We start from the raw sequence: 26,091 nt of genomic DNA on the forward strand, positions 1-26,091 counted from the left end.
TGCATCAGCGGGTGCAGATCTCCCTCAGCGCCTGCCAGAGCGTGTCCTCCATCACCGGGGGCATCATCGAGGGCGCAGCGTCCCCCTCGGGCAGGTTTGTGGCGCGCGCGTAAGCCCCCCAAGTCAGACGTGCGGCGTCGAAGCCGGGGCGCAGCGTTTGGGCCGAAAGCATTTGCGGATCGGACAGCACCAGGCGCTCGACGTGGTTTTCAATCGCTGCAACAGGTACATTCCCGGTGGCGAGCATCCGCGTCAGGTTCAAGAAGCTCATCCGGTCGAGGAACGTCTCCAGCGGCACTACGGCCCGCGCCGTCAGGGCGGCGGCCAGGATGTGGCCGGCGGCCACGTCGGGATCGTCCTGCCGGTTCAGTACGCTGTCCGACATGGCAATGATCCCACCGGGCAGTGTCAGGGTGGTGCGCGGCAGGTCGCGCAGAATGACAAGCTGGACCGGCGTTGTGGGAAACAGACGTTGGCGCAGCTGTGCCAGCGCCTCGGTCCCGGTGGGGTTGCTGCAGGCGGGGCCTGTCAGCGCTGTCACCTCCTCCAGAATCGCGGTTCCGATTTCCATGCGCTGTGCCGGAGGAATGATCGTTGCGGCCTGCTTGCGCAGCGCGCCCGGTAGCCAGAGAGCACCGATCCCGACGACAAACCCAACGGTGAGGCCCAGCGTCAGGCGTCGCAGCGCGCCGGGGCGACGCCGCCCTTTTTCCACCGCCCGCATCACGCGGTCGAGCGCTGCGATCATCTCCGGTTCCTCGACCTCAAGCTGCTCGTCACTGGCATCCGAGGGGGCGAAGCGGGCAGGCAGTTCGGACGGGTTCAACCGGACGAGCGCGGGCAGGGACCAGTGGGACAAGGCGGTTCCGGCCTTATCCTCGATCACCAGTTCGGCGTCGCCCACGGTGATGTAGACGTTGCGCCGCTGCTCATCAGGGCCGGAGCGCCACAATCCCGGAGCCTCGAGTCGGTCAAGCCCGTCAAGTGCTGTCATTCAGGCGTCTCGCGGGCCCGCTCGCGCAGGACGAATTTCTGGATCTTGCCGGTCGAGGTCTTGGGCAACGGCCCAAAGGTCACGGCCTTGGGCGTCTTGAACCCGGCAAGCCTGTCGCGCACGAAGGCAATGACCTCGGCTTCGGTGGCGCTGGCCCCATCGCGCAGTTCGACAAAGGCGTGGGGAACTTCGCCCCACTTGTCGTCCGCCCGGGCCACCACCGCGCAGAGCGAAACCGCGTCGTGGTGCATGATCGCGCCTTCCACTTCCACGCTGCTGACATTTTCGCCGCCCGAAATGATGATGTCCTTGGCGCGGTCGCGGATCTGGATATAGCCGTCGGGGTGTTTGACGCCAAGGTCGCCCGAACGGAACCAGCCGCCGGCAAAAGCCTCGGCCGTGGCCTCCGGGTTCTTGAGATAGCCCTTCATGACCGCGTTGCCGCGCATCGCGATCTCGCCCTGCGTCTCGCCATCGGCGGGCACGGGGGTGCCATCCTCGGCGAAGACGTCGACCCCCTCCATCATAGGGAACGCCACGCCTTGGCGTGCTTTCATCGCGGCCCTGTCGGTCGCGTCCAGCGCGTCCCAGTCGCCGGGTTGCCAGACGTTCTCGACCACGTGGCCGTAAGTTTCCGTCAGGCCATAGACATGGGTGATGTTGAAGCCCAATGCCTCCATCCGGGCCAGCGTGGCGGCGGGAGGTGGGGCACCGGCGGTATAGACCTCGACCAACTGATCGAAAGGCCGACGCTCCGACATGGGTGCGTTCACCAGCGCATTCAGCACGATGGGCGCGCCGCCGAAATGGGTCACCTTTTCGTCCGCAAGCGCATCAAAGATCGCCGGGGCCGTCACGTCACGCAGGCAGATCACGGTCCCCCCAACCAGCGGTGCCATCCATGTGTGGCACCAGCCGTTGCAATGGAACAGCGGCACCACCACCAGCAGACGCGGATAGAGAACCATCCGCCAACTGACGACCGTGCCCATGGTGATCAGATAGGCCCCGCGGTGATGATACACCACGCCCTTGGGCCGTCCCGTCGTGCCCGAGGTGTAGTTCAGCGCGATGCTTTCCCATTCGTCCGCAGGCAGGATCCAGTCGAAGGATGCGTCGGCCTTGACAAGCTCGTCTTCATAGACGGGATGGCGGCCCGAGGCTGGAAAGCCTGTGTCCGGCACCTCGATCAGGAGGGGCGGAGGCGAGACATCGGCACAGGCCGCTTCCGCCAGATCCAGGAACTGGCTGTCGACCAGAATAACTTTCGCCCCGCCGTGGGACAGGATGTAGGCCACCGTGTCCACGTCCAGCCGGGTGTTGATGGTGTTCAAGATCGCCCCGCAGGCGGGCACACCGAAGCTGGCCTCAACCTGCGCGGGCACGTTTGGCAAAATCGTCGCGACAACATCGCCCGGCATCACGCCCAATGCAGACAGCATCGACGCTTGCCGTGTCACCCTGTCCCGGTACTGGGAATACGTCCAACGTTTCTGGCCATAGACCACCGCCTCGCGATCCGGCCAGATCAGTGCCGCGCGGTTGAGGTGTGAAAGCGGTGTTAACGCCACATGGTTTGCGGCGCACCGGTCCAATGCGGTTTCGTCCTGAAGCCAGCCCATGGATCCTCCCTTTGCGCCTGTGCCCATTGATGGCAATAGTGCGCGCACACGACGTCGAGGACAAGAGCGGGAGGGACCGTCATCAAGCAGAACCAACCCCTTGCCGCGGCAGTCAATATCCTTGCGGCGACTGCGCTTTTGTCCTTCGTGGATCAGTTCATCCGGATCATTGCCGCCGAAAGCAGCCTGTGGACGTTTCACATCGTACGGTCTGGTATGATGTGGGTCTTGGCGTTGGTCTTCGTTGCCGTGATGGGGCGGCGATTGAAGGTGGTGAACTTGCGGGCGGTCGCCGCACGCTCGGCGGTCATGTCCACCGCAATGATCCTGTATTTCGGGGCGCTCGGCTTCATGTCGGTTGCGGAAGCGGCGGCGGGATTGTTCTCGGCCCCGATTTGGGTGCTGATCTTCTCAGTTGTGTTCTTTGGCCTGCGGATCGGTCCGGTCAGGGTGGCCGCCGCTATCGTGGGCTTTGTCGGCGTGATTCTTGTGCTGTCGCCGGATATGGCGGCGCTTTCGGTCCTGAACCTTTTGCCTGTCCTGTCGGGCGCGTTCTACGCCGTCGCTGTGATCGCAACCCGAGAATGGTGCGACGGGGAGGATGCAATCACGCTGGCGCTGGGCGTGTTCAGTTTCATGGCATTCTGGGGCCTCTGCGGCATAGCCTTGGGCGCGGCTCTCGGGTGGGAGCCGACGGGCTATCTGACGCGCGGGTGGGTGACGCCGTCGAGCACAGTTTTCTGGCTTTGCGTTATGCAGGCCGTGTGCAGCTTGGTCGCGGTGACCCTTCTGACCCGTGGATATCAGTTGGCTGAAGCCTCGTTGGTATCGGTGTTCGAATACTCGGTTCTGGCGTTCTCGGCGCTGTTCGGCTTCCTTGTCTGGGGGGATCTGCTGACCCTTTGGTCGGGCCTCGGGCTGGTGCTCATTGCCGCCGCCGGCAGCCTGATCGCCCTGCGTGATCGGGGTGACCCCCGCGTGGTAGACGCAGTGGGGCGCTCGCCATGATCCTGTCGCCGGGCCGCGGATATGCCTTCGTACATGCGCCCAAGACGGGTGGCACGGCGATGGCATTGGCGCTGGAGGCCCACGCGATGGCCGACGACATCCTTATTGGCGATACGCCCAAGGCGTTGAAACGCCGTGGCCGGTTGAACGGCGCGCAGGCGGCAGGGCGGCTTTGGAAACATTCGACCCTGCGCGATGTTCGGGGGCTTCTGCCGGACCCGGTTCTGGACCGGCTGACGCCCGTGATGCTGGTGCGCAATCCCTGGGACCGGATGGTCAGCTATTACCACTGGCTGCGGGCGCAGGATTTTGACAACCCGGCCGTCACCCGGGCCAAGACACTTGGCTTCAAGGCGTTCGTGCTGGACCCGAAGACGGGCGAAAGCTTCCGCCGAAACCCATCCGCCAGTTACGTCGCAGGCGGGGCATTGCCGATCTTCATCCGGTTAGAACACCTGGAAACTGATTTGGTCCCTTTCACCGACCTGTTGGGCTTTGGCCTTATTTTGCCAAGGGTAAATTCCTCGGATCGCTTGGCTGATTGGCGGAGCTACTATGATGCGACGACCCGCGACTGCGTGGCGGAAATCTGCGCAGCAGATATTTCGGCCTTTTCCTACCACTTCGAACCGACCAATCGGGCGTAATCCCGCTTGTCGCGTTGCTTGCCGCAGGGTTTTGCACCGTTCGTTGTCGTCGCACAGCAAACTTTCGCCGGTGTCTGCCGCAACACTCCAAGGGACGAAAGAAACCCGCATGTCAGACCAGCACATCTTCACCCATGACGCTTTTCCCGTCATCGCCCCAGTCGCGCCCCGGTTCACACCCGGCGCGCGGCTTCCCACGCCCGAGGGATGTCGGGAGGTTGAAACCCTCGCCGTCGGTGACCTTTTGACGACGCGCTCCGGACCAAAACGGATCGCCCGTTTGGAGGTGACGCGCAGGCTGCGCGGCGAGTGGGCCTATGCCCGCGATACCTGGCCCGTACGTGTACCGGTTGGCAGCCTGGGCAATATCCGCCCCATGCGCCTGTCGCCCGACCAGCGGGTGCTGCTGTCGGGGGGCACCATCAAGCGGATCTGCAATGTCGCGGAGATTTCGGTGTCCATACGCGACCTGGTTGGACTGCGTGGCGTGATGGTAGAGCGACCGCTGGCGGACCTGCGCTATTTCGGGCTGTCGTTCGGAATTCCCGCCGTAATCGAGGCGGGCGGCGTGGTCTGCGAAATCGAACAGGGCGATGCAGCGGTCGTCTCTTGTGACATGGCGCGCCACGCATTCCAGACCATGCACGCAGTCGGGGAGCCGCCGCTGAAACGCTAGGTTAGCGTCCAGCATTCGCATGCGGAGTATCCGCGGTTGCACTGCATCACGACCCGGCCGCCGCGGATATGGAGGGGTTCGGGGCCCGTCCACTCGATGTCCCGGACAAAGTCGTCCGCCCTTCCGGACTCATCCGCCGGAGGAGGTGGCCGACCCTAATGTCAGCCAACCTCACCGTTGCTCGGCATCATCACCATGTCGCCGAAATCGTCGGTCAAGATGCGGTTCGCGGCCGGTGTGCGAAACACCTTCTCCGGGCGGATGCGTGAAAGGAGAGGTCATCGGTTTCATTTCCGGTGTCCCAGTCAGTTGGGGGGCTATGACGTTGACCTTGCCGCGTGAATCCGGCGGGAACATGGAACGGTTGGGACTGTCGCAGGAAACAATCGGAATGCGACGTCGGCCCTTCGCGTCAGGGGGCCAAGGCCAGCAGCACGGCACCGGAACCGATCAGGCCTACGCCGACCCACGCCAAAGGCGAAAGCTGTTCGCCCAGCACGGTAACCGCGATCACCGCTACAAACACGACGCTGAGCTTGTCGACCGGTGCCACGCGCGACGCGTCACCAAGTTGCATTGCCCGGAAATAGCACAGCCACGACGCCCCGGTCGCGAGACCCGACAATACGAGGAAGAGCCACGTGCGGGGCGAGATCGTGGACAGGTTCTGCATCTTGCCCGTTCCCCAGACGAGCGCGGCAAGTGCCAGAAGAACGACCAAGGTTCGGATTAGGGTTGCGAGGTCGGAATTGATATCCGCGACACCGACTTTGGCGAAGATCGCGGTCAACGCTGCAAAGACGGCCGCGAGGACCGCCCAGAATTGCCAGCTTCCTGTGAGTAGGGTCGCCATGAACGTCGCTCCGAGGCCATGCAGTTCCGGACCAGCATCATCCAATCGGCACTTTGACGCAAACACGCTGGCTGGCAGGCGGGGATCCGGAGTCGACCGAACCTCCGCCTGCAGCCGATTACAGTATCAGGCCGCGGCGCAGGCCGTGCCGTCGTAGAAGCTTTCATCCGCGTCGGCCATCTTGCGCAGCAGGGCGGGGGTCTTGAACCGGTCCCCATGCTTGGTGGCCAGCGCGTCGCAGGTTTCGGCAGCCCAGGCGGAACCCACGATGTCGAGCCAGCTGAAAGGGCCGCCGGACCAAGGCGCGAAGCCCCAGCCCAGGATTGCACCGACGTCACCCTCGCGGATGTCTTCCAGCACGCCTTCCTCCAGCGCGCGGACGGCCTCCAGCACCTGTGCAAACATCAGGCGGTTCTGAACCTCGTGCAGATCTGGCTGCTCCTCGGCCAGCGGGTAGCGCGCGGACAGCTCGGACCACAGGCCCTGACGTTTGCCCTTCTCGTCGTAGTCATAAAACCCGGCGCTCGACTTGCGGCCCAGACGGCCCGCGTCCTTGAACGCGAACAGGACTTCGTCGACGGCATCGTCCGGATAGGCGTCGCCCATCGCGGCCTTGGTTGCCACGGCAATTTTAACGCCCAGGTCGATCGACGTCTCGTCCACCAACTGAAGCGGGCCCAGCGGGAAGCCGAGCTGCTTGGCCCCATTCTCGATCAGCGAGGGGGACACGCCCTCGGCGACCATGCGGATACCCTCGTTGATGTAGGGAATGATGCAGCGGTTGGCGTAGAAGAAGCGCGCGTCATTAACGACGATGGGCGTCTTTCGGATCTGGCGCACGAAATCGAGCGCCTTGGCCACGGCAACGTCGCCCGTTTCCTTGCCCTTGATGATCTCGACCAGCAGCATCTTGTCGACGGGGCTGAAGAAATGGATGCCGATGAACTGTGCTGGCCGGACGCTTGCCTTGGCAAGCTCGGTGATCGGCAGGGTGGAGGTGTTGGTGGCGAAGATACAATCGTCGCCAACGATCGCTTCGACCGCCTTGGTCATCTCGGCCTTGACGCCCACGTCCTCGAAGACGGCCTCTACGATCAGGTCGCAGCCTTTGAGCGCATCAAGGTCGGTGGTCGCGGCGATGCGGTCCAACACGTCGTCCTTTTTCTCCTGCGTGACCTTCTTGCGCGACATGCCCTTGTCCAGGATGCCTTCGGCGTAGGCCTTGCCCTTGTCGGCGGCGGCCTGTTCGCGGTCGATCAGCACCACCTCGATGCCCGCGTTGGCGGAGACATAGGCGATGCCGGCCCCCATCATGCCCGCCCCCAGAATGCCGACCTTCGACACCTTCTGATCGGGCGCATCTGGGCGGTTCGCGCCCTTTTCAAGTGCTTCCTTGTTGATGAAGAGCGAGCGGATCATCGCCTCGGACGACGGGTTCATCAGGACATGGGTAAACCAGCGGGCTTCGATCTTCAGCGCGGTGTCGAATGGCACCAGCGCACCTTCGTAGACGGCCGAGAGCAGCGCCTTAGCTGCGGGGAATGCGCCTTGGGTTTTTCCGTTCACCATCGCGCTGGCCCCGACGAATGTCATGAAGCCGGCCGGGTGGTAGGGCGCGCCGCCGGGCATCTTGTAGCCCTTGGCGTCCCATGGCTTGAGGATGTCGGCGTCGGTGGCAGACAGGACCCAGGCGCGTGCATCGGCCATCGGGTCGGCGCTGACTTCGTCGATCAGACCCGCGGCCTTTGCCTTCTTCGGGTCCGACAGCTTGCCTTCCAGCAGGAAAGGCGATGCGGCCATGGCCCCGAGTTTGCGCGTCAGCCGCGTTGTGCCGCCCATGCCGGGGAAAATTCCGACCATGATTTCCGGCAGGCCGATCTTGGCCTTCGGATTGTCGGCGGCAAAGATGCGATGACATGCCAGCGGTATCTCAAGCCCGATGCCCAGCGCGGTCCCCGGCAACACACATGCCACCGGCTTGCCGCCCTTGTTGGTCTTCGGATCCATGTTCGCCCGCTCGATCTTGCGCAGTATGGCATGCGTTTTCATCAGCCCATCCATCAGACCTTGTGCAGGGTCATCGCCGGACATGGCCTTCATCTTTGCGATAACGTTCAGGTCCATGCCGCCGGCGAAGGTGTCCTTGCCGGAGGTTATGATGACCCCCTTGACCGCATCGTCCGCCAGCGCGTCAGTAATGCAGGCGTCAAGTTCGTCCCAGCCTTCAAGGCTGAGCACGTTCATTGATTTATCCTTCACGTCCCAGGTGATTGTCGCAACGCCATCGGCGTCTTTCGTCAGGGTAAAATCGGTCATCATGCTCTCTTCGGATTTTGATCAGGTGTCTTGATCCTCATCGACGACGTAGCGCGCCGTTCGCAGCGTTGCGCGCACGCCCGCCCCGAGCCACACGTCGTCTTTGAGTACAAGACACGCTTCGCTGGAGTAGGGGTCGATGAGGTGAGTGGCCCCGTCGAGGACGTAGACACGGTGAAACCCGTCGATCCGATCCTCGGCGTTGCCGGTGAACGCGGCGGCGATCGCCACGCGGTGATAGGCCGTGGCCCCGAGTTCTTCGAGGCGGTCACGGAACTTGATGGCCCAATTCTTCAAGGTCTCGGCGTTATCAACGGCGACAAGGCCCTCGCCGGTAATCAGCTCGTGCGGATAGGCCATTACCTTGGTCAACGCGTGGAAATCGCGGTTCCAGATGTGGCGTGATACAAGGTCGAGGTGATCCTGATAAAGTCCAAGCGCAGTTGTCATGTCCAAATCTCGCTGTTGATCGGATTGTTCATGTACTCGTCCTTGGGGACTGCGCTGCACGCTCCACGAACGGTTCGCGCGCAGAGACCTGTGATCTGGGCGGATTCAGTCATTGGAAGTCTGGTTTTTGGGGCGGTTGAAGATGTTATCGCGGTGGTAATATGCCATCCCGCTGTTGCGAACGGAGACCCGGATCGCGTCCGCCAGCCATCGCCCGTCCGTCTGTTTCAGGAGAGACATCGCGCAATCGTAGGGGTCGGTCAGATAGCTGCCGCCATGCATGACATAAGTTGTGTGGACGCCGATGATCCGGTCCGGAGTGTCCGGATCAAACCGCGCTTCGCGGCACAGGCGGTGGAAGGCCGTCGCGCCCAAGGCGCTCAGGCTCTCTCGGAAGGCCTCCGCGTCCTTGCTCTGCTCGGCCGGGTTCGAGATGACGCGGTCCGCCTCGGGCAGGTGGATGACGTGCGGGTAGTACAGCATATTCGCGACGCTCTCCGCGTCGCCATCCCAAAGAAGACGCGATACCTTATCAAGGTGTGCCTGGTAGATATCGCATGCACTTGTCATCAGAGTCGCTTTCCCGAGCGTCGGCCGATCGGATTGCCGGTAGGCAGGCCATGACGCATCGGTGGTGTCACGATGTCCGCAGCCAGCCAATTTCCTTCCTCGCAGGTAATCACCATCTCACAATTATAAGGTTCGCACAGGTAGTTTCCGCCACGAAGGACAGAACTCCATTTTGCGCCCGTGATCCGGTTGCGATCAAGCTGGTGGAAATTCGCCCGTTCGCAGACCCTGTGATAGCATGTCGTACCCATCCCCTGCAGACGCGTGCGGAACTGCTTAACCAGTTGGGTCAGTGCACCTTTCGTCAATAAAGAGCGCTGGTTGCCTGACTGACGAATGACTTGGGGATACTTGTGCATCATTGCGATTATCCTGAAATCCCGGTCCCAAATGGCACGGGACATCCGGTCAAGATGGTCCTCATGGATGCCCAGTGCCTCCACCGCTCAGATACGCTCAATTATCGTGGCCGCCCCCATGCCCGACGCGACGCAAAGCGTGGCAAGGCCGGTCCCTTTGCCGCTGCGCTCCAACTCGTCAAGGAGCGTGCCGATGATGATCGCGCCCGAAGCACCCAGCGGGTGGCCCATAGCGATGGCCCCGCCGTTGACGTTGAGCTTGGAGTGATCGACGTCGAAGGCCTGCATGAACCGCAGTACCACGGAGGAAAACGCCTCGTTCACTTCGAACAGGTCGATGTCGTCGATGGACATGCCAGTGTCCGCAAGGATCTTCTGAGTCGCGGGAACCGGGCCGGTCAGCATGATCGTCGGGTCGGTCCCGATCTTGGCCGTTCCGCGAATGCGGGCGCGGGGCGTCAGGCTCCATTTTTCGCCGAATTCCTTGTTGCCGATCAGGACGCCCGCCGCGCCGTCAACGATACCGGACGAATTGCCCGCAGTATGGATGTGATTGATCCGCTCCAGGTGTGGGTATTTCATCAACGCGATCTTGTCGAAGCCGGGCATCACTTCACCCATCGCCTGGAACGCGGCATTCAGGCTGCCGAGGCTTTGCATGTCGGTGCCGGGGCGAATGTATTCATCATGGTCCAGAATGGTCAGCCCGTTGATGTCGCGCACCGGAACGATGGATTTCTCGAAACGGTTGTCGGCCCATGCGGCGGCGGCGCGCTTCTGGCTCTCGACGGCCAAGGCATCGGCGTCGTCGCGGCTGAAGCCGTACTCGGTAGCGATGATGTCGGCCGAAATTCCCTGCGGCACGAAATAGGTTTCCATCGCGATCGACGGGTCCACCGCGATCGCCGCGCCGTCCGACCCCATTGCGACCCGTCCCATCATCTCGACGCCGCCGGCGATGTAGCCCATGCCCGCGCCGCCCTTGATCTGGTTGGCGGCAAGATTCACGGCCTCCATCCCGCTCGCACAAAAACGGTTGATCGACAGGCCCGGAATGCGTTCGTCGAGGTTCGACGCCAGAACGGCTGTCCGCGCAAGGCATCCGCCCTGTTCCATCACCTGTGTGGCGTTGCCCCAGATAACGTCTTCCACCGCGTGGCCCTCGAAGCCGTTGCGATCCTTGAGCGCGTCCAGCACGCCCGCCGAGAGCCGCGCTGCGGTCACTTCGTGAAGTGATCCGTCCTTGCGACCCTTGCCGCGAGGGGTGCGGATCGCGTCATAGATATAGGCTTCTGTCATGGTATTCTCCGGAACGTCATTGGTCGCGGTCGGAAGGCCGACCGGGCATCAGATCATAGGGGTGTTTCCAGCCGGGCAGGGCGCTGACGCGATCAAGCCAGGCGTCGATATGGGGCCAGTCGGCGCGGTCGAAGCCGAAGGGTTCAGAGTAGTAAAGGTAGCTACAGCAAGACAGGTCCGCGTTCGTCACGCCGTCGCCGACGATCCAGTCGCGGCCCTCCAGATGTCTGTTCAGCGTGTCATAAGCGGCCCTGAGACGGCCTTGGAAGAAGGCGATGACTTCGGCCGGGCGCTTGGCCTCGGGCAGGAAGTTCATCAGGAAGCGTGTCGTTCCGATCTGCGACGAAAGCTTGTGATTGTCCCACAGCACCCAGCGCAGCACTTCGTACTTGTCCGCCTCGGACCCGCCGAACTTGCCTGTCCGGTCAGTGATCCACTGTTGGATTGCACCCGATTGCGACAGGCGCGTATCGCCGTCGATCAAAAGCGGGGCCTCGCCCATCGGATTGAGGTCGCGGTAGGCGGGCGTGCGGGCGGCTCCGCCGAAAAAATCGACGAAAACGGGCTCCCAAGGGACGCCCGCAAGTTCCAGCGCAAGCGCCGCCTTGTAGCTGTTCCCGCTTTCGCCGAAGCAATGCAGTTGGATTGTCATGGTGCCCCCTCCCGAAGCGCCGGTTCCGTTGGAAAGAGCCTTGTCAGCTCTTCTCTTCTCGCTTGGCGAGCATCGCCTTGTGCAGCCCCAGCCGGTGCGGCAGGTTCTCTGCGTTGGTCACGCTGTCGAAATTCTCGAACAGGAACGACAACGCTTCTCCCTCCTCCAGTCCGGCCTCTCCAGCGAACTTCTTCAGGCGTCGATACCCGGCTTCGGACATCTGCGCAGGAAATCGGCGGGTCAGGCGTTGGGCGCGGGCCATTGGGTCTCCTGGATGTGGGTCTGTCGGCCCACCATGGGCCGACAGCACGAGATCGTCAAAAGGCTGTCGGTTCAAGCTCCATCACGGTCTCAGGGCCTGATTGAATGCGCGAAAGATGCATGCCGGTCGCGGGTAACTGCCGGGCCATGTAGTAGCGGCCCGTCGCGATCTTGGCCTCCAGGAAGTCCCGGTCTGCCCCATCGTCACCCAGCATCCCGCCGGCGGTTTTGGCCATCTTTGCCCACATCAGGCCCAATGCGACGTGCCCGAACATGGTCATGAAATCGTAGGAGCCGGCCAGCGCCGCGTTCGGGTTCTTCATTCCCGACTGCATGAAGTACATCGCGGCCGACTGAAGATCTTTGGACGCGGCTTTCAGCGGCTCCAGGAAGCCCGCTTTCAGCGTCTCGTCCTCGGCGTTTTCCTTGCAGAAGGATTTGACCATGTCGAAGAACGCCATAACATGCTTTCCACCATCCTGCGCAAGCTTGCGCCCTACGAGATCCAGCGCCTGAACGCCGTTGGCCCCTTCGTAGATCATGGCGATCCGGGCATCGCGGGCAAACTGCGACATGCCCCATTCCTCGATATAGCCGTGGCCGCCATAGACCTGTTGCGCCGCAGTGGCATATTCAAAGCCCTTGTCGGTCAGGAAGCCCTTGATGATCGGCGTCAGCAGCGAAATCAGGCCATCTGCGTCCTCGTCGGCGTTCCGGTGCGCCCGGTCGATCATCATCGCACCCCAGAACACGAATGCACGTGCGCCTTCCACGAAGGATTTCTGGTCCATAAGGTTACGACGGATGTCGGGGTGCACGATCAGGGGATCGGCAGGCCCGTCCGGGTTTTTGGTGCCGGTCACATCGCGCCCCTGAAGGCGGTCCAGCGCATAAGCCCGCGCGTTCTGATAGGCGATCTCGGCCTGGGCGTAGCCCTGAAGGCCCACGCCCAGACGCGCCTCGTTCATCATGGTGAACATGGCGCGCATGCCCTTGTGCGCGTCGCCCAGCAGATATCCCTCGGCCTCATCATAGTTCATGACGCAGGTGGAATTGCCGTGAATGCCCATCTTCTCCTCGATCTTGCCGACCGAGACGCCGTTGCGTGCACCCAGATTGCCGTCGTCATCGACCAGCACCTTGGGGACGATGAAGAGGGATACGCCCTTGATGCCCTCGGGTGCGCCCTGGATCTTGGCCAGCACAAGGTGGACGATGTTGTCGGACATGTCGTGGTCGCCGGCCGAGATGAAGATCTTCTGGCCGGTGATCCTATAGGAGCCGTCTTCCTGCGGCACGGCCTTGGTGCGCATCAAACCCAGGTCGGTGCCGCAATGCGGTTCCGTCAGATTCATGGTGCCGGTCCATTCGCAGGTGACCATCTTGGGAAGCCACTTGGCTTTCTGCGCGTCCGTGCCGTGGGCATGGATCGCCGAATAGGCACCGTGGGTCAGGCCCTGGTACATGTTGAAGGCCATGTTGGCCGATGACAGGATTTCGCCCACGCCGGTCTGCATGAGATACGGCAAGCCCTGTCCGCCATACTGGGTATCGCAGTCCAGCGCCGTCCAGCCGCCGTCGCGCACCTGGTCGAAGGCCTCCTTGAAGCCATCGGGCGTACGCACGATACCGTTCTCAAGCTTGCAGCCCTGCGTGTCGCCGACGACGTTCAGGGGATGCAGCACCTCCTGTGCCAGTTTCCCGGCTTCCTCCAGAACGGCACCGGTGAAATCCCGGTCCATCTCCTCGTAGCCGGGGATATCCTGCGTGGAAGCTCCTAGGACATCGTGCAGAACGAACTGCATGTCCTTGGTCGGGGCGGTGTAGCTGGGCATGTTGTCATCCTCCTCAAGACGGCGCGGGAGCGCGCCCCGCGAATTTTTATCAGGGGTCTGTGGGCCGCCCCTGAAGGCCTTTGGTCAGCCCGCCTTGCGGGCTTGCATCTGGTTCATCATCTTGGCACCCCAGCTCAACTGCTCCTCGAGCTCGGCGATGGCACCGTCGAGTTCCGCGCGCTGGGCATTCATCGAGGCCAGGCGTTCCTGCCCGATCTCGTAGGAGCGGGCGAGCTGCGTGTACTGGTTGTCGCCCAGATCGTAGAGGTCCAATAGCTGTCGGATTTCCTCCAGCGAAAAGCCGAAGCGTTTGCCGCGCAGGACCAGCTTCAGGCGCGCGCGGTCGCTGCGGGTAAACCAGCGGCGCTGGCCTTCGCGCTTGGGAAACAGCAACTCCTTCGCTTCGTAAAAGCGCAGGGTGCGGGGGGTGACGTCGAATGCGTCACACATTTCCCGGATGGTCATCAAATCGTCGGACATCCACTCGTTCCTTTAGCCGGTCATCGTGCTCTGAAATGCCAGATGCGGCTCTCGAAACGACGTTACAACCCTGTTTGACGATTACGTAAGTCGGACGTTACGTCATCTTCAAGTTGACGTAACGAACGCAAAGGTAAATTGCGCGCCGACGCAATTTTGCGTGTGACGCGCAGCCAATTTTCGGGACGATCAAGGCGTAGGAGGCGCTAGTCCTTGGTGGAGATGTCTGACTTCACCCGGTCCCTCAAGACGGTCAATTCATCTATCGCGTTATCAAGCTCGCGGCGGCGTTCGGTCAATTCGTCCAGTTGCCGGTCGGCAAGATCGATCCACGCCTGCATCTGCTGCCGGCCCTCGGGGTCAGCATCGTAAAGTTCCAGCCACTGTCGGATTTCCTCCAGCGAAAAGCCGAACTTCCGGCCCCGCATGATCAGGGTCATCCGGGCCACGTCCCGCGGGCTGTAGAGCCGGGCCCGACCGTCCCGCTCTGGCGATAGCAATTCGATATACTCGTAATGACGCAAGGTCCGTGGCGTGACATCAAAGCGCGCGCACATCTGCTTGAATTCGATCTTGTCGGTCATGATCCTTCTCCCGAAGATATTCTGGCACGCGGGCTACGGGCTGTCTATCCGGCCACTTGCGGGGGCGGGCGGGACGCGTCATGCCTTCAATCATGACAGATGAAACTACTCCGGCCGAGGCCGCCCGTGCGATCACCGCGCAAAAATTCATTGCTGCCCTGCCGCATTGCCGCGCACTTTCCATGACCGTAACGGCGGTGGGCGCGGGGGAGGCGACGATCACGATGCCGTGGTCCGCCGATATCGTGGGCGACCCGCGGACGGGCGTGGTGCACGGCGGAGCCGTGTCGGCCCTGATGGACACGACGGGCGGCGCGGCGGTCCTGTCCCATCCGACCGCACCGGTATCGACGGCAACGATGGACCTGCGCATCGACTACATGCGCGCGGCCACGCCGCACCACACGATCACCGCGCGGGCCGTCTGCCACCACGTGACGCGCTCCATCGCCTTCGTGCGGGCTGAGGCCTTCGACGAGGAGCCGGAAAAGGGCCCCGTCGCCGTCGCCAACGGAGCCTTCACGCTGGACCGGACGGACGGTCAATGAAAAAGCCAGAGCCGATCCAGGTCATCAAGCAACGCCGTGATGCCGCACTGCACGCGCTGGTGTCCGGCGTTCCTTACATCAAGTTCCTCAACATCACCTTTGACCGTCGGGGCGATGAACTGACCGGGGTGCTGCATTTCGACGATAAGCTGATCGGTAATCCGATGCTGCCCGCGCTGCATGGGGGCGTGACGGCGGCCTTTCTGGAGGTCACGGCCATCGTCACGCTGTCCTGGGCGATGATCTGGGACGACTTCGAGTCGGGGCGGATAGATGTGGAGACACTAACGCCTGAAACGCTGCCACGACTGCCCAAGACCATCGATTTTTCGGTCGACTACCTACGCGCGGGCCTGCCGCGCGACGCCTATGCGCGGGCGCGCCTGAACCGCAGCGGCCGAAGATATTCATCGGTCCACGTGGAGACATGGCAGGACAATCGTAACCGGCTGTTCGCGCAGGGTACCGGCCATTTCATGATGCCACCGCGCGAAGCGTGAGCACGACCGCACCTGTTACGGGCGATCTGACCAACCGGCGTATCCTGAAAATCGCCGTGCCTGTGGTCTTGTCCAATGCGACCGTGCCGATCCTGGGTGCCGTGGACACGGGTGTCGTCGGGCAATTGGCCGAAGCCGCGCCGATTGCCGCCGTGGGGGCAGGGGCGATCATACTGTCTTCGGTCTATTGGATTTTCGGGTTCCTGCGCATGGGAACGACCGGCCTTGCCGCGCAGGCGCTGGGCGCGGACGACCGGGGGGAGGTGGTCGCGTTGCTGTCGCGCGCGCTGTTGATCGGGGCGGCGGCGGGTATAGCGCTGATTGCGGTCCAATCGGCGCTGTTTGCGGGCGCATTCCGGATCGCGCCCACCACGGACGAGGTAGAGGGGCTGGCCCGGCAATACATGTCGATCCGCATCCTGTCGGCTCCTGCGGCGATCGCCATCTATGGGCTGACCGGCTGGCTCATCGCGCAGGAGCGGACGACGGCGGTTCTGCTCCTGCAACTGGCGATGAACGGGGCCAATATCGCGCTGGACCTGTGGTTTGTGCTGGGCCTCGACTGGGGCGTGCCGGGCGTGGCCTGGGCCACGTTTATAGCGGAGTGGACCGGTGTGGGGCTGGCCATATGGTTCTGTCGCGATGCCTTCGTGGGCCCCGAATGGCGCGACCGCGCGCAGATCCTGAACCCGGACCGTTTGCGCCGGATGGTGGCGGTGAACACCGACATCCTGATCCGGTCTGTCCTGTTGCAGGCGACATTCGCGTCTTTCCTGCTGACAGGGGGTGTGTTCGGGACGGCAACTCTGGCGGCCAACCAGGTGTTGCTGCAGTTCGTCTACATCACATCCTACGCTCTGGATGGCTTCGCCTTTGCCGTGGAGGCGTTGGTGGGGCGGTTCTTCGGTGCGGGCGACCGGTGCCGGCTTCGCCGGGCTGTCAAGCTATGCGGATGGTGGGCCGTCGGGACATCGGTCGCGGTGTCGCTGGCCTATGTCTTCGCGGGTGGGCCACTGATCAACCTGATGGCCAAGGCCGAGGACGTGCGAGCGGTCGCCCCGTCCTATCTGCCTTGGGTCTGGCTGATGCCGGTGCTGGGTGTTGGGGCCTTCATGCTGGACGGCGTCTTCATCGGCGCGACACGCACGCGGGACATGCGCAATATGATGATCGTCAGTTTCGTCGTCTATCTGGCGGCGTTGGCTGTCCTGGTGCCCTGGCTGGGCAATCACGGGCTGTGGGCGGCCTTGATGGTGTCGTTCGTGGTACGCGGTGTGACGCTGGGCTTGCGGTATCCCGCATTGGAGGCAGCGTCCCTTGCAACCGCGCCCCAACCGCTTCGGCAGACTTAGAACGCGAGGGTCGCGTCAGAGCCAGCGGTCGCGGTCGGAACCAACGGCATCTGCCACCGTGTCGAAGCCGTCGCGGGCCAGCAGGGTGTCGAGATCTCGCGCGATCTGGCCGGGCAGGCTGATGCCAGCATAGACCAGTGCGGTGTAAAGCTGCACCGCTGATGCCCCGGCGCGGATCTTGGCATAGGCCTGCTCTGCCGTCGCCACACCGCCTACGCCGACCAAGGGCAGGTCCGTCAGGGTCGAGAGGCGCGCGAGCGTTCGCGTCGACTTCTCGAACAGCGGCTGCCCGGACAGACCACCCTTTTCGCTCTTGTGGAAAGACGTCAGACCATCCCGGTCCAGCGTCGTGTTCGTTGCGATGATCGCGTCGATCCCGCCGGCGGCGCGGGCGACATCGGCCAGGTCGGCTTCGGTCAGGTCAGGCGCGATCTTGAGGAAGATCGGAATATGCCGGGGCAGGGCGTCGCGGGTGGCCAGCACCCCGTCGAGCAAAGCCCTGAGCGCTGCGGCACCCTGCAAATCGCGCAACTTTTCGGTGTTGGGACTGCTGACGTTGACGGTGGCGAAATCCACGTGCGGACCGCAAGTCGTCAGAACGCGGGCGAAATCCTCGGCCCGGTCGGCGCTGTCCTTGTTGGCCCCGAGGTTCAGGCCGATGACGGCATCAGCGGGCCGGGTCGCCAAACGCGCTGCTATGGCGTCCATCCCCTCGTTGTTGAAACCGAAGCGATTGATCGCGGCTGCATCCTCGGTCAGGCGGAACAGGCGAGGTTTGGGATTGCCGGGCTGCGGTCGCGGGGTGACGGCCCCGACCTCCAGAAAGCCGAAGGCGCAGCGGGCGAGGGGGGCAAGCGCGGTGGCGTTCTTGTCGAACCCAGCAGCCAGACCCACCGGGTTGGGCAACTCCAGACCGGCCAGCGTCGTGCGCAAACGCGGGGAGGTGACGGGCCCGCCACGCGGACCAAGGCCCGCGTTCAGCGCCATAAGAGCCAACCCGTGGGCACGCTCCGGGTCGAACCGGCGCAGAAGCGCAAGGCTGGTCGCTTCGATCATCGCAGGCCAGCCGGGAATTCGTGAACGCCATCGATCAGCGGCAGCGGCTGCGCCCAGGCCACCTGGTCCAGACGCAGAGGCGCGTAGAGATGGGGGAATTTGGCCCCCCCGCGTGAGACTTCCCATTTCAGGTTGTCCGCCACGGCGGCATCCTCCACCCCGATCAACCACAGTCCCTCGACCCCGGCGAAATGCCTGGCCGCAGTCTCGGTTGCCTGTCCGGCGGTCGAAAAGTGGATATAGCCGTCGGCTAGGTCGATGGGCGCACCGAGGGTCGTTTCATCGGCCCGAAGCGCCTGCCATTCGGGCGTGCGGAAGATTTTATAGATCATGGCGCGGGCATGCCCCCGCGATCCAGCAGCGTCAAGTCGCGCAACTGTCATATGGCTTTGACAACCTAGGGCGACCCGCGCACGATCCGCGCAGTCCAACCTAAGGGGGTTTGAGAGATGAAACGATTCCTGACCGCAACAACTGCGCTTGCGCTGACCACCGGCATTGCCAGCGCCGAATATTCGCTGACGATCCTGCACACCAACGATTTCCACGCCCGGTTCGAGCCGATCAGCAAGTATGACGGCCCTTGCAGCGCCGAGGACAACACCGCCGGTGAATGCTTTGGGGGCACCGCCCGCCTGGTAAACGCCATCGAGGCCGCCAAGGCGCGTACCAACAACCACATCCTGGTGGACGGCGGTGACCAGTTTCAGGGCACCCTGTTCTATACCTACTACAAAGGTACGATGGCCGCCGAGATGATGAACATGCTCGGCTATGACGGCATGACGGTGGGTAATCACGAATTCGACGACGGACCCGAGGTTCTGGCGTCATTCATGGCCGCCATCGATTTCCCGATCCTGATGTCGAACGCAGATGTCTCGGGTGAGCCGATCTTGGCGGGCAAGATGGCCAAGTCCACCGTGATTGAGCGCGGCGGTGAGCGTATCGGCCTGATCGGCCTGACCCCGCAGGACACCGACGAACTGGCGTCGCCCGGCCCCAACATCATCTTCACCGATCCGTCGGACGCGGTGCAGGGCGAGGTGGACAAGTTAACCGCCGACGGCGTGAACAAGATCATCGTACTCAGCCACTCGGGCTATGGCGTGGACCAGACGGTCGCAGCGAATACCACCGGCGTCGATGTGATTGTTGGTGGCCACAGCAATACCCTGTTGGGCGACATGGAGCGAGCCGAGGGCGAGTATCCTACCATGATCGGCGATACCGCCATCGTGCAGGCCTATGCATACGGCAAATACCTCGGTGAATTGAACGTCACATTCGACGACGATGGGAACGTTACGGAAGCCACAGGCGCGCCGGTGCTGATCGATGCGTCGGTCGAGGAAGACCCCGCCACGGTCGCGCGGATCGCCGAACTGGCCGCTCCGCTTGACGAAATCCGCAACAAGGTGGTCGCCCAGACCGACCAGCCGATCGGCGGCGAGCGCGATGTTTGCCGTGCGCAGGTCTGCGAAATGGGTGTCCTGATTGCCGACGCCATGCTGGAGCGGGTCAGGGATCAGGGCATTGATGTCGCCATTCAGAACGGCGGCGGCATTCGGGCCTCGATCGACGCGGGCGAAGTGACCATGGGCGATGTTCTGACGGTTCTGCCGTTCCAGAATACACTGTCGACCTTCCGGGTGGACGGCGCGACCCTTTTGGCGGCGCTGGAGAACGGCGTGAGCCAGGTCGAGGAGGGCGCAGGCCGATTCCCGCAGGTTTCGGGCATGTCCTTCGCTTTCGATGCCAGCGCTGAGCCGGGTAGCCGGGTAAGTGACGTGATGATCGGCGGAGAGCCGCTCGACCCCGCGAAGGTCTATGGCGTCGTGTCAAATAACTACGTCCGCAACGGTGGCGATGGCTACGACATGTTCAGGGATGCGGCCGACGCTTACGATTTTGGCCCGGATCTGGCTGACGTCACGGCGGAATATATTGCCGCGAGCGGCTCTTATGCGCCGTTCACCGACGAGCGTATCGTTGTCAAATGACATAGGTGTAAGCGACCGCTGACCGAATTGCGGAAGTCATTGAAGGGCCGGGGTATTCCCGGCCCTCGTTTCATTTTTCCGTTCTCGTCACAGCCTTGTTGCACTGCGTGGCAATACGTCGGACAAGACCGGCAGCGCATGCTGTCCGAGGGGCATCTCCCGGTCTTCATGCAACAAAATGTACCGTCGCTGATGTTGGCGAAACCGAGGATGCCGCCGATGCTTGCGCCCATTGCCGAGAACCAGCAAGCCCGGCTGGCCGCGATCAAGCGGTACAACCTTGATGGCGTGACACATGCAGGGGCCTTTGATGGCTTGGTGGAGCTTGCGGCCCAGATCTGTCAGTGTCCGATATCGCTGGTGTCTATCGTGCGAGAACATGATCAGCAGTTCGAGGCCGTCTGTGGCCTGGACATCATGTCGACCGGTCTTGATTCATCGATTTGCAGCCATGGCATTCTGCAGGAGGATATCCTGGAGATACCGGACACGCGTCTGGACATGCGCACACAGGACAACCCGCTGGTCGTGGATGTGGATGATCCGGTCCTGTTCTATGCCGGGGCGCGGATCATCACGAAGGCCGGCGTTGCCTTGGGGTCACTTTGCGTGTTGGACCGCCGCCCACGGCGTCTGGGGGATACAGAACGTCGGGCGCTCCGCATTCTTGCTGATCAGGTGATGCAGCGCTTGGAACTGCACGAGGCGCTGCGCAACGAGGACGCCATGCGCCGCGAGGTGGATCACCGCGTCAAGAACAGCCTTGCCAACATCTCCGCGATGACCCGGATGGTGTCACGCAAGGCATCAGTTGAGGTGCGCGAGGCGCTGGAGTCGGTTGAGCGGCGCATTGACGTCATGGTCGCGCTGCATGAAGACCTATACCACGCCGATCAGCCCGATGCGCCGATCGACGTCAGTGCATACCTGACGCGGATAACGACCCACCTGCGCGACATGGCTCCGCCGGGCGTAAAGGTCGATATGACGTTTCAGCCGGTATCCATGATCGCGCGCCGGGCTTCCGCGCTGGGTGTCTTGGTCAACGAGATGATCTCGAACGCCTGCAAGCACGCCTTCCCGGACGGTCGCGCCGGTCGGGTGCAGGTCACTGGCCAGCGTACCTCGGACACACATTACGAGATCACCTGTTCGGACGATGGCGTCGGGATCGCCGATCAAGGTGACCAGTCAACCGGGCTAGGCAACCGCATCATGGAGGCCTCGGCCGCGCAATTGGGTGGCACGCTGCGCGCCGGGCCAGGGCCGCAGGGATACCGTGTCGAACTGGATTTCCCGATCGACCTGACGTAGCCCTGCGCCTATGTGTGGACGCTATGCGCTGACCCTGCCGCATGAGGCAATGACCCAGTTGTTCGGCGCGACGCCGTCGAATGACCTGCCCGAAGGGCCGCGCTGGAACATCTGCCCGACGACGCAGATCCCCGTCGTGACGGCAGGGGGCGATATGCGTCGCCTTGTGTCGATGCGCTGGGGCTTCCTGCCACATTGGTACGAGACGCCGACCTCCGGCCCCCTCTTGATAAACGCGCGGGCCGAGACGATTGCCGAAAAGCCCGCCTTTCGAGATGCCTGTCGTCATCGGCGGTGCCTGATCCCCGCGACCGGTTTCTACGAGTGGACGAAGACTGCCGACGGTGCCCGACTGCCGTGGTATTTCCATGATCCGTCAGACGCCCCCCTGGTCTTCGCGGGCATCTGGCAGGACTGGGGCCCGGAGGCCATTTCGACCTGCGCCATCGTTAGTTGTGCCGCAGGCCCAACCATGGCCGAGGTGCATCACCGGGAGCCGGCGACACTTGCACCCAATGATTGGGCCCTGTGGCTGGGTGAAGAGGGGAAAGGCGCGGCACCCCTGATGCAGGCAGCTCCAGAAGACCGGATTGTCCGGCATCGGGTGTCCCGCGTCGTGAATTCCAACCGGACCGAAGGTCCGGAATTGATCGAGCCGCTGATCGATGAGGAAGACGTCTGAACCGATGTCTCTAATTTGGTGCGGCCCGGGCTTTCGCTCGGGCCGACCAGACGTCCAGGGAGAGATGGACGAGAACCGAAACCGGAAGATCGCAAGGGGGAGGATTGATCTATCCCGGTCCGATTTTCATCCTATGTCCACAATAGACCGAAAATCGGGCGTAATTGAGGCAGCAATCGGTAAAATCAGGGACAATCCTGCATTGCGATCGAATTGTCCCTGATTTGGCGACGCTATGCTATCTCTGATCGGGGGCCTTGGCCTCGGCCCCCAGGTCCGCCACAACGGTCTCGAGCGCAATCACCCGCGTCGTCTTTTCGCCAAGGCGGCGAAGGGTGACGGTGCGGTCCTCCACTTCCTTGCGACCAATGGCGAGGATGACGGGGACCTTGGCCAATGAATGCTCGCGCACCTTGTAGTTGATCTTCTCGTTGCGGATGTCCGCCTCGGCTCGGATGCCGGCCTTGGTCAGTGCGGCAACGACCTCCTGCACGTAGTCATCAGCCTCGGAAACGATCGACGCGACAACAACCTGCCGCGGTGCCAGCCAGAAGGGCAGTTTGCCGGCGGAGTTCTCGATCAGGATGCCGATGAAACGCTCGAAGCTGCCGAGTGTTGCACGGTGGAGCATGTAGGGCCGGTGCTTGGCGCTGTCTTCGGCGATGTATGTCGCGCCCAGACGCTCGGGCAGGTTCGGATCGACCTGGAACGTACCACATTGCCAGACCCGTCCGATGGCATCGGTAAGATAGAAATCTAGCTTGGGGCCATAAAACGCCCCATCGCCCTCCTCGACCCGGTAGGCGTTGCCGGTCGATTTGATGGCCGCCTCCAGCGCCCCCTCAACGTGGTCCCAGCTCTCATCGCTGCCGACACGCTTCTCGGGGCGGGTGGCGAAGGCGATGTCGAAACTTTCGAAGCCAAGATCGCGATAGGTTTCGGCCAGAAATTCGATGAAGCGCGCGCATTCCTCCTCGATCTGGTCCTCGGTACAGAAGATGTGGCCGTCGTCTTGCGTGAAGCCGCGCACGCGCATTATGCCATGCAGCGCGCCCGAAGGTTCGTACCGGGAGCAGGAACCGAACTCGGCCATGCGCAGCGGCAAGTCACGGTAGGATTTCAGGCCTTGGTTGAACACCTGCACGTGGCAGGGGCAGTTCATCGGCTTGAGCGCGTTTATCGCCTTTTCGCGGGCGTGTTCCTCGTCTACCTCGACGATGAACATGTGGTCCTGATACTTGTCCCAGTGGCCCGACGCTTCCCACAGCTTGCGGTCCACGACCTGCGGGGTATTCACCTCGACATAGCCGCCGGCCCGCTGGCGACGGCGCATGTAGTCTTGCAGGGTGGTGTAGATCGTCCAGCCGTTGGGATGCCAGAACACCTGGCCCGGTGCCTCTTCCTGCATGTGGTAGAGGTCCATGTCCCGGCCCAGGCGACGATGATCGCGGGCCTCGGCCTCTTCGAGGAATTGCAGGTGCTTTTTCAGGTCTTCGCGGTTGCGAAAGGCGATGCCGTAGATGCGCTGAAGCTGGGGCCGCGTGTTGTCACCAAGCCAGTACGCCGAGGACACGCGCGTCAGCTTGAACGCGTCTGCCGGAACCTGGCCGGTATTTTGCAGGTGCGGTCCGCGGCACAGGTCTTGCCAGTCGCCGTGCCAATACATGCGGATCGGTTCATCACCCGGAATGCGGTCGAGCAATTCCACTTTGTAAGGCTCGTTCGTGTCGACATAGTGCTGACGTGCCTTGTCGCGCGGCCAGACTTCGGTGCGGACGGGGGCGCGGCTGTTGATGATTTTCTTCATCTCGGCTTCGATTGCGCCAAGGTCTTCAGGCGTGAACGGCTCCTCCCGGTCGAAATCATAGAACCATCCGAAGTCGCGTACCGGGCCGATGGTGACCTTCACGTCCGGCCAGATCGCCTGAACGGCCCGCGCCATGATGTGAGCAAGGTCGTGGCGGATCAACTCCAGCGCCGGTTCCTCGTCCTGCATGGTGTTGATCGCGATCGAGGCGTCATCGTCGATGGGCCAGGCAAGATCCCAGTGTGCGCCATTGACGGTCGCAGATATCGCCTTCTTGGACAGCGACTTGGAGATGTCGGCGGCAACCTGACCGGGCGTGATGCCCGCATCCACGCTGCGCGAATTGCCATCAGGGAAGGTAAGGGTGATCTGGGACATGCGCTGTCCTCCGTCGTTTTGGCGCCCACGGAACGCCCGGTTGCGGGTAGTGTACGTGCGGCGTGGTGCAACGGAATGGCGCGGGGGGCAACCCCGACGCGGCCCTGGGGTGGCGACGAACTCCGCCAACCGGCGGTCTGTTGTGAAAATTGCTCGCATCTGGACGGTCCGGTGCCAAGATCAGGCGGGTCAGCTGGCATCGACCGCCCGATCCTTTGAACCCAGCCGTATCAAAAGGTGTTGGATGACCGGTGCGTTCAATCTGTGCCCGTCAATTCGTTTCCGTCTATTGGAATGGTCAATGGGCATTGATGCATTCGACCGCGCGGGGGCTTCCCCTTTTCGGGACGGCATGAAATAGAACCATGCCAACCGAACTCGACCGCAGGAGTGCTCCCATGGAGATTCGCGAGGCCCTCACCTTCGACGACGTGCTGCTTGTACCCGGGGCAAGCCAGGTGCTTCCGGGCACCGCGGACACGCGCACGCAGGTTACGAAATCCATCGCACTGAACATCCCGTTGCTGTCATCTGCCATGGACACGGTAACAGAGTCGCGCATGGCGATTGCCATGGCGCAGGCGGGAGGAATGGGCGTCATCCATCGCAATTTGGACCTCGACGCGCAGCAACGTGAAGTCAGGCGGGTCAAGCGGTTCGAAAGCGGCGTGGTCTACAACCCTGTCACACTCAGGCCAGACCAGACGCTGGCCGATGCCAAGGCCCTGCAGGAGCGTTATCGCGTGACGGGCTTCCCGGTCACCGACGAGAACGGGCGCGTGCTGGGGATCGTGACCAACCGTGACATGCGCTTTGCCAGCGATGACCGCACGCCGGTCTCTACGATGATGACTGGCGACAATCTTGCCATCCTGCGAGAGCCAGCCGATCTGCGCGAGGCTCGGTCGATGATGCATGCCCGTCGGATCGAAAAGTTACTTATCGTCAACGAAAAGGGACACTTGACTGGTCTGCTGACGATCAAGGATATCGAGCAGGCGGTGTTGAACCCGCAGGCTTGCAAAGACCATCTGGGCCGTCTGCGCGTGGCGGCCGCGACCACCGTTGGCGACGCCGGGTTCGAGCGGTCCGAGGCGCTAATCGAGGCGGGTTGCGACCTTATCGTGGTTGATACCGCGCATGGCCACAGCGAAGGCGTGGGGCTTGCCGTCGACCGCATCAAGCGCCTGTCGAACGATGTGCAGGTTGTCGCCGGCAATGTCGCCACCGCCGAGGCCACGCGGGCGCTTATCGGTTCGGGTGCGGACGCGGTGAAAGTCGGTATTGGCCCCGGTTCCATCTGTACGACGCGCATTGTCGCGGGTGTGGGTGTGCCGCAGATGACTGCGATCATGGACAGCGCCTCGGCTGCCGGTGATGTGCCGGTCATCGCCGACGGTGGCATCAAGTTTTCGGGCGATTTCGCCAAGGCCATCGCGGCAGGTGCGTCCTGCGCCATGGTCGGAAGCATGATGGCCGGCACCGACGAATCTCCGGGCGAGGTCGTCCTTTACCAGGGGCGCTCCTTCAAATCCTATCGTGGTATGGGGTCGCTTGCCGCCATGGCGCGCGGTTCGGCCGATCGGTATTTTCAGAAGGATGCCGCTTCGGACAAGCTGGTTCCTGAGGGGATCGAAGGACAGGTCGCATACAAGGGTAGCGCCGGTGCCGTTATACACCAGCTTGTCGGCGGCTTGCGCGCGGCGATGGGATACACCGGCTGCGCGACCGTTGCAGATATGCGGGGAAATTGCCGCTTCGTGAAGATTACCGGCGCAGGCCTGAAGGAAAGTCATGTGCACGACGTGCAGATTACGCGGGAGTCACCCAATTACCGCTCCTGAC

Annotated in this window: 26 protein-coding genes; 10 read left to right on the plus strand and 16 right to left on the minus strand. The window is 62.6% G+C overall.

Features of this window, described 5'->3' with window-relative positions; genetic code table 11:
• Nucleotides 1-4: 4 nt before the first annotated feature.
• Together BLV27_RS06200 and BLV27_RS06205 are read right to left on the minus strand one after the other, a co-directional pair.
• Entirely contained in the window at nucleotides 5-994 is a 990-nt protein-coding gene (locus tag BLV27_RS06200) for a hypothetical protein (protein ID WP_092643987.1), read from the minus strand.
• On the minus strand, nucleotides 991-2,616 hold the full coding sequence (locus BLV27_RS06205) for an AMP-binding protein (RefSeq protein ID WP_092643989.1): 1,626 nt from the start codon (nucleotides 2,614-2,616) through the stop codon (nucleotides 991-993). The genes BLV27_RS06200 and BLV27_RS06205 overlap by 4 nt, the downstream gene beginning before the upstream one ends.
• Nucleotides 2,617-2,733: 117 nt before the next feature.
• Here BLV27_RS06205 and BLV27_RS06210 point away from each other — a divergent pair, with 117 nt between their 5' ends.
• The 3 genes from BLV27_RS06210 to BLV27_RS06220 all read left to right on the plus strand — a co-directional run bounded on the left by BLV27_RS06210 (nucleotide 2,734) and on the right by BLV27_RS06220 (nucleotide 4,947).
• Nucleotides 2,734-3,624 carry a DMT family transporter gene (locus BLV27_RS06210; protein WP_342024093.1) on the plus strand — a complete coding sequence of 297 codons (891 nt, stop codon included), beginning with the start codon at nucleotides 2,734-2,736 and terminating at the stop codon, nucleotides 3,622-3,624.
• A complete protein-coding gene (locus BLV27_RS06215) occupies nucleotides 3,621-4,271 on the plus strand; it encodes a sulfotransferase family 2 domain-containing protein (RefSeq protein ID WP_092643993.1) in 651 nt (216 codons plus the stop codon). The genes BLV27_RS06210 and BLV27_RS06215 overlap by 4 nt, the downstream gene beginning before the upstream one ends.
• A 109-nt stretch (nucleotides 4,272-4,380) precedes the next feature.
• A complete protein-coding gene (locus BLV27_RS06220; protein ID WP_170831370.1) occupies nucleotides 4,381-4,947 on the plus strand; it encodes a Hint domain-containing protein in 567 nt (188 codons plus the stop codon).
• Nucleotides 4,948-5,359: 412 nt separating this feature from the next.
• On the opposite strand, the gene BLV27_RS06225 is transcribed toward BLV27_RS06220, so the two are convergent.
• From BLV27_RS06225 to BLV27_RS06275, 11 genes are all read right to left on the minus strand, one after another.
• Nucleotides 5,360-5,800, minus strand: coding sequence for an EamA family transporter (locus BLV27_RS06225; protein WP_092643997.1), 441 nt, complete (start codon nucleotides 5,798-5,800; stop codon nucleotides 5,360-5,362).
• A 126-nt stretch (nucleotides 5,801-5,926) separates the two neighbouring features.
• On the minus strand, nucleotides 5,927-8,116 hold the full coding sequence (locus BLV27_RS06230) for a 3-hydroxyacyl-CoA dehydrogenase NAD-binding domain-containing protein (protein ID WP_092644350.1): 2,190 nt from the start codon (nucleotides 8,114-8,116) through the stop codon (nucleotides 5,927-5,929).
• Between the two features lie 21 nt (nucleotides 8,117-8,137).
• Nucleotides 8,138-8,566: a hypothetical protein gene (locus BLV27_RS06235; protein ID WP_092643999.1), complete on the minus strand. Its 429-nt coding sequence runs from the start codon at nucleotides 8,564-8,566 to the stop codon at nucleotides 8,138-8,140.
• A 105-nt stretch (nucleotides 8,567-8,671) separates the two neighbouring features.
• On the minus strand, nucleotides 8,672-9,136 hold the full coding sequence (locus BLV27_RS06240) for a hypothetical protein (protein WP_092644001.1): 465 nt from the start codon (nucleotides 9,134-9,136) through the stop codon (nucleotides 8,672-8,674).
• Complete coding sequence (locus BLV27_RS06245) at nucleotides 9,136-9,498, minus strand: hypothetical protein (protein WP_092644003.1); 363 nt, start codon at nucleotides 9,496-9,498, stop codon at nucleotides 9,136-9,138. The genes BLV27_RS06240 and BLV27_RS06245 overlap by 1 nt, the downstream gene beginning before the upstream one ends.
• 84 nt (nucleotides 9,499-9,582) lie before the next feature.
• Nucleotides 9,583-10,794, minus strand: a complete 1,212-nt coding sequence (locus BLV27_RS06250) for an acetyl-CoA C-acetyltransferase (RefSeq protein ID WP_092644005.1) — start codon at nucleotides 10,792-10,794, stop codon at nucleotides 9,583-9,585.
• A gap of 16 nt (nucleotides 10,795-10,810) precedes the next feature.
• Nucleotides 10,811-11,446 (minus strand): glutathione S-transferase family protein, encoded by a 636-nt coding sequence (locus tag BLV27_RS06255; RefSeq protein WP_092644007.1) that lies wholly within the window; start codon nucleotides 11,444-11,446, stop codon nucleotides 10,811-10,813.
• 43 nt (nucleotides 11,447-11,489) lie between these two features.
• Nucleotides 11,490-11,708, minus strand: a complete 219-nt coding sequence (locus BLV27_RS06260) for a hypothetical protein (protein WP_092644009.1) — start codon at nucleotides 11,706-11,708, stop codon at nucleotides 11,490-11,492.
• A gap of 55 nt (nucleotides 11,709-11,763) precedes the next feature.
• The gene (locus tag BLV27_RS06265) at nucleotides 11,764-13,542 is read right to left on the minus strand and encodes an acyl-CoA dehydrogenase C-terminal domain-containing protein (protein ID WP_092644011.1); all 1,779 of its coding nucleotides are present in this window, start codon (nucleotides 13,540-13,542) and stop codon (nucleotides 11,764-11,766) included.
• 84 nt (nucleotides 13,543-13,626) lie between these two features.
• Nucleotides 13,627-14,022, minus strand: coding sequence for a MerR family transcriptional regulator (locus tag BLV27_RS06270; RefSeq protein WP_092644013.1), 396 nt, complete (start codon nucleotides 14,020-14,022; stop codon nucleotides 13,627-13,629).
• 206 nt (nucleotides 14,023-14,228) lie between these two features.
• Nucleotides 14,229-14,606 (minus strand): MerR family transcriptional regulator, encoded by a 378-nt coding sequence (locus tag BLV27_RS06275; protein ID WP_092644015.1) that lies wholly within the window; start codon nucleotides 14,604-14,606, stop codon nucleotides 14,229-14,231.
• A 92-nt stretch (nucleotides 14,607-14,698) separates the two neighbouring features.
• On the opposite strand from BLV27_RS06275, the gene BLV27_RS06280 reads away from it, so the two are divergent.
• Genes BLV27_RS06280 through BLV27_RS06290 form a run of 3 tightly spaced genes read left to right on the plus strand, consistent with a single transcriptional unit; the run spans nucleotide 14,699 to nucleotide 17,006 of the window.
• Entirely contained in the window at nucleotides 14,699-15,154 is a 456-nt protein-coding gene (locus BLV27_RS06280; protein ID WP_092644352.1) for a PaaI family thioesterase, read from the plus strand.
• The gene (locus tag BLV27_RS06285) at nucleotides 15,151-15,654 is read left to right on the plus strand and encodes a PaaI family thioesterase (protein WP_092644017.1); all 504 of its coding nucleotides are present in this window, start codon (nucleotides 15,151-15,153) and stop codon (nucleotides 15,652-15,654) included. Before BLV27_RS06280 ends, BLV27_RS06285 begins: the two co-directional genes overlap by 4 nt.
• Complete coding sequence (locus BLV27_RS06290; protein ID WP_092644019.1) at nucleotides 15,651-17,006, plus strand: MATE family efflux transporter; 1,356 nt, start codon at nucleotides 15,651-15,653, stop codon at nucleotides 17,004-17,006. Before BLV27_RS06285 ends, BLV27_RS06290 begins: the two co-directional genes overlap by 4 nt.
• Nucleotides 17,007-17,021: 15 nt before the next feature.
• Here BLV27_RS06290 and BLV27_RS06295 read toward each other — a convergent pair whose 3' ends face one another.
• The gene (locus BLV27_RS06295) at nucleotides 17,022-18,062 is read right to left on the minus strand and encodes a quinone-dependent dihydroorotate dehydrogenase (RefSeq protein WP_092644021.1); all 1,041 of its coding nucleotides are present in this window, start codon (nucleotides 18,060-18,062) and stop codon (nucleotides 17,022-17,024) included.
• Nucleotides 18,059-18,394 (minus strand): DUF952 domain-containing protein, encoded by a 336-nt coding sequence (locus BLV27_RS06300; protein WP_092644354.1) that lies wholly within the window; start codon nucleotides 18,392-18,394, stop codon nucleotides 18,059-18,061. Before BLV27_RS06300 ends, BLV27_RS06295 begins: the two co-directional genes overlap by 4 nt.
• 117 nt (nucleotides 18,395-18,511) lie before the next feature.
• On the opposite strand from BLV27_RS06300, the gene BLV27_RS06305 reads away from it, so the two are divergent.
• From BLV27_RS06305 to BLV27_RS06315, 3 genes are all read left to right on the plus strand, one after another.
• A complete protein-coding gene (locus BLV27_RS06305) occupies nucleotides 18,512-20,065 on the plus strand; it encodes a bifunctional metallophosphatase/5'-nucleotidase (protein ID WP_092644023.1) in 1,554 nt (517 codons plus the stop codon).
• A gap of 219 nt (nucleotides 20,066-20,284) precedes the next feature.
• Nucleotides 20,285-21,379, plus strand: a complete 1,095-nt coding sequence (locus BLV27_RS06310) for a sensor histidine kinase (protein WP_170831371.1) — start codon at nucleotides 20,285-20,287, stop codon at nucleotides 21,377-21,379.
• 10 nt (nucleotides 21,380-21,389) lie between these two features.
• Nucleotides 21,390-22,061 carry an SOS response-associated peptidase gene (locus BLV27_RS06315; protein WP_092644028.1) on the plus strand — a complete coding sequence of 224 codons (672 nt, stop codon included), beginning with the start codon at nucleotides 21,390-21,392 and terminating at the stop codon, nucleotides 22,059-22,061.
• A gap of 238 nt (nucleotides 22,062-22,299) precedes the next feature.
• On the opposite strand, the gene thrS is transcribed toward BLV27_RS06315, so the two are convergent.
• A complete protein-coding gene (gene thrS / locus BLV27_RS06320) occupies nucleotides 22,300-24,246 on the minus strand; it encodes a threonine--tRNA ligase (RefSeq protein ID WP_092644030.1) in 1,947 nt (648 codons plus the stop codon).
• Nucleotides 24,247-24,644: 398 nt separating this feature from the next.
• Between thrS and guaB the strand changes: the two genes are divergently transcribed.
• Nucleotides 24,645-26,090: an IMP dehydrogenase gene (gene guaB / locus BLV27_RS06325; RefSeq protein ID WP_092644032.1), complete on the plus strand. Its 1,446-nt coding sequence runs from the start codon at nucleotides 24,645-24,647 to the stop codon at nucleotides 26,088-26,090.
• Nucleotide 26,091: the final 1 nt, after the last annotated feature.

Origin of the sequence: Jannaschia faecimaris, assembly GCF_900107415.1 — a bacterium.
Lineage (GTDB): Bacteria > Pseudomonadota > Alphaproteobacteria > Rhodobacterales > Rhodobacteraceae > Jannaschia > Jannaschia faecimaris.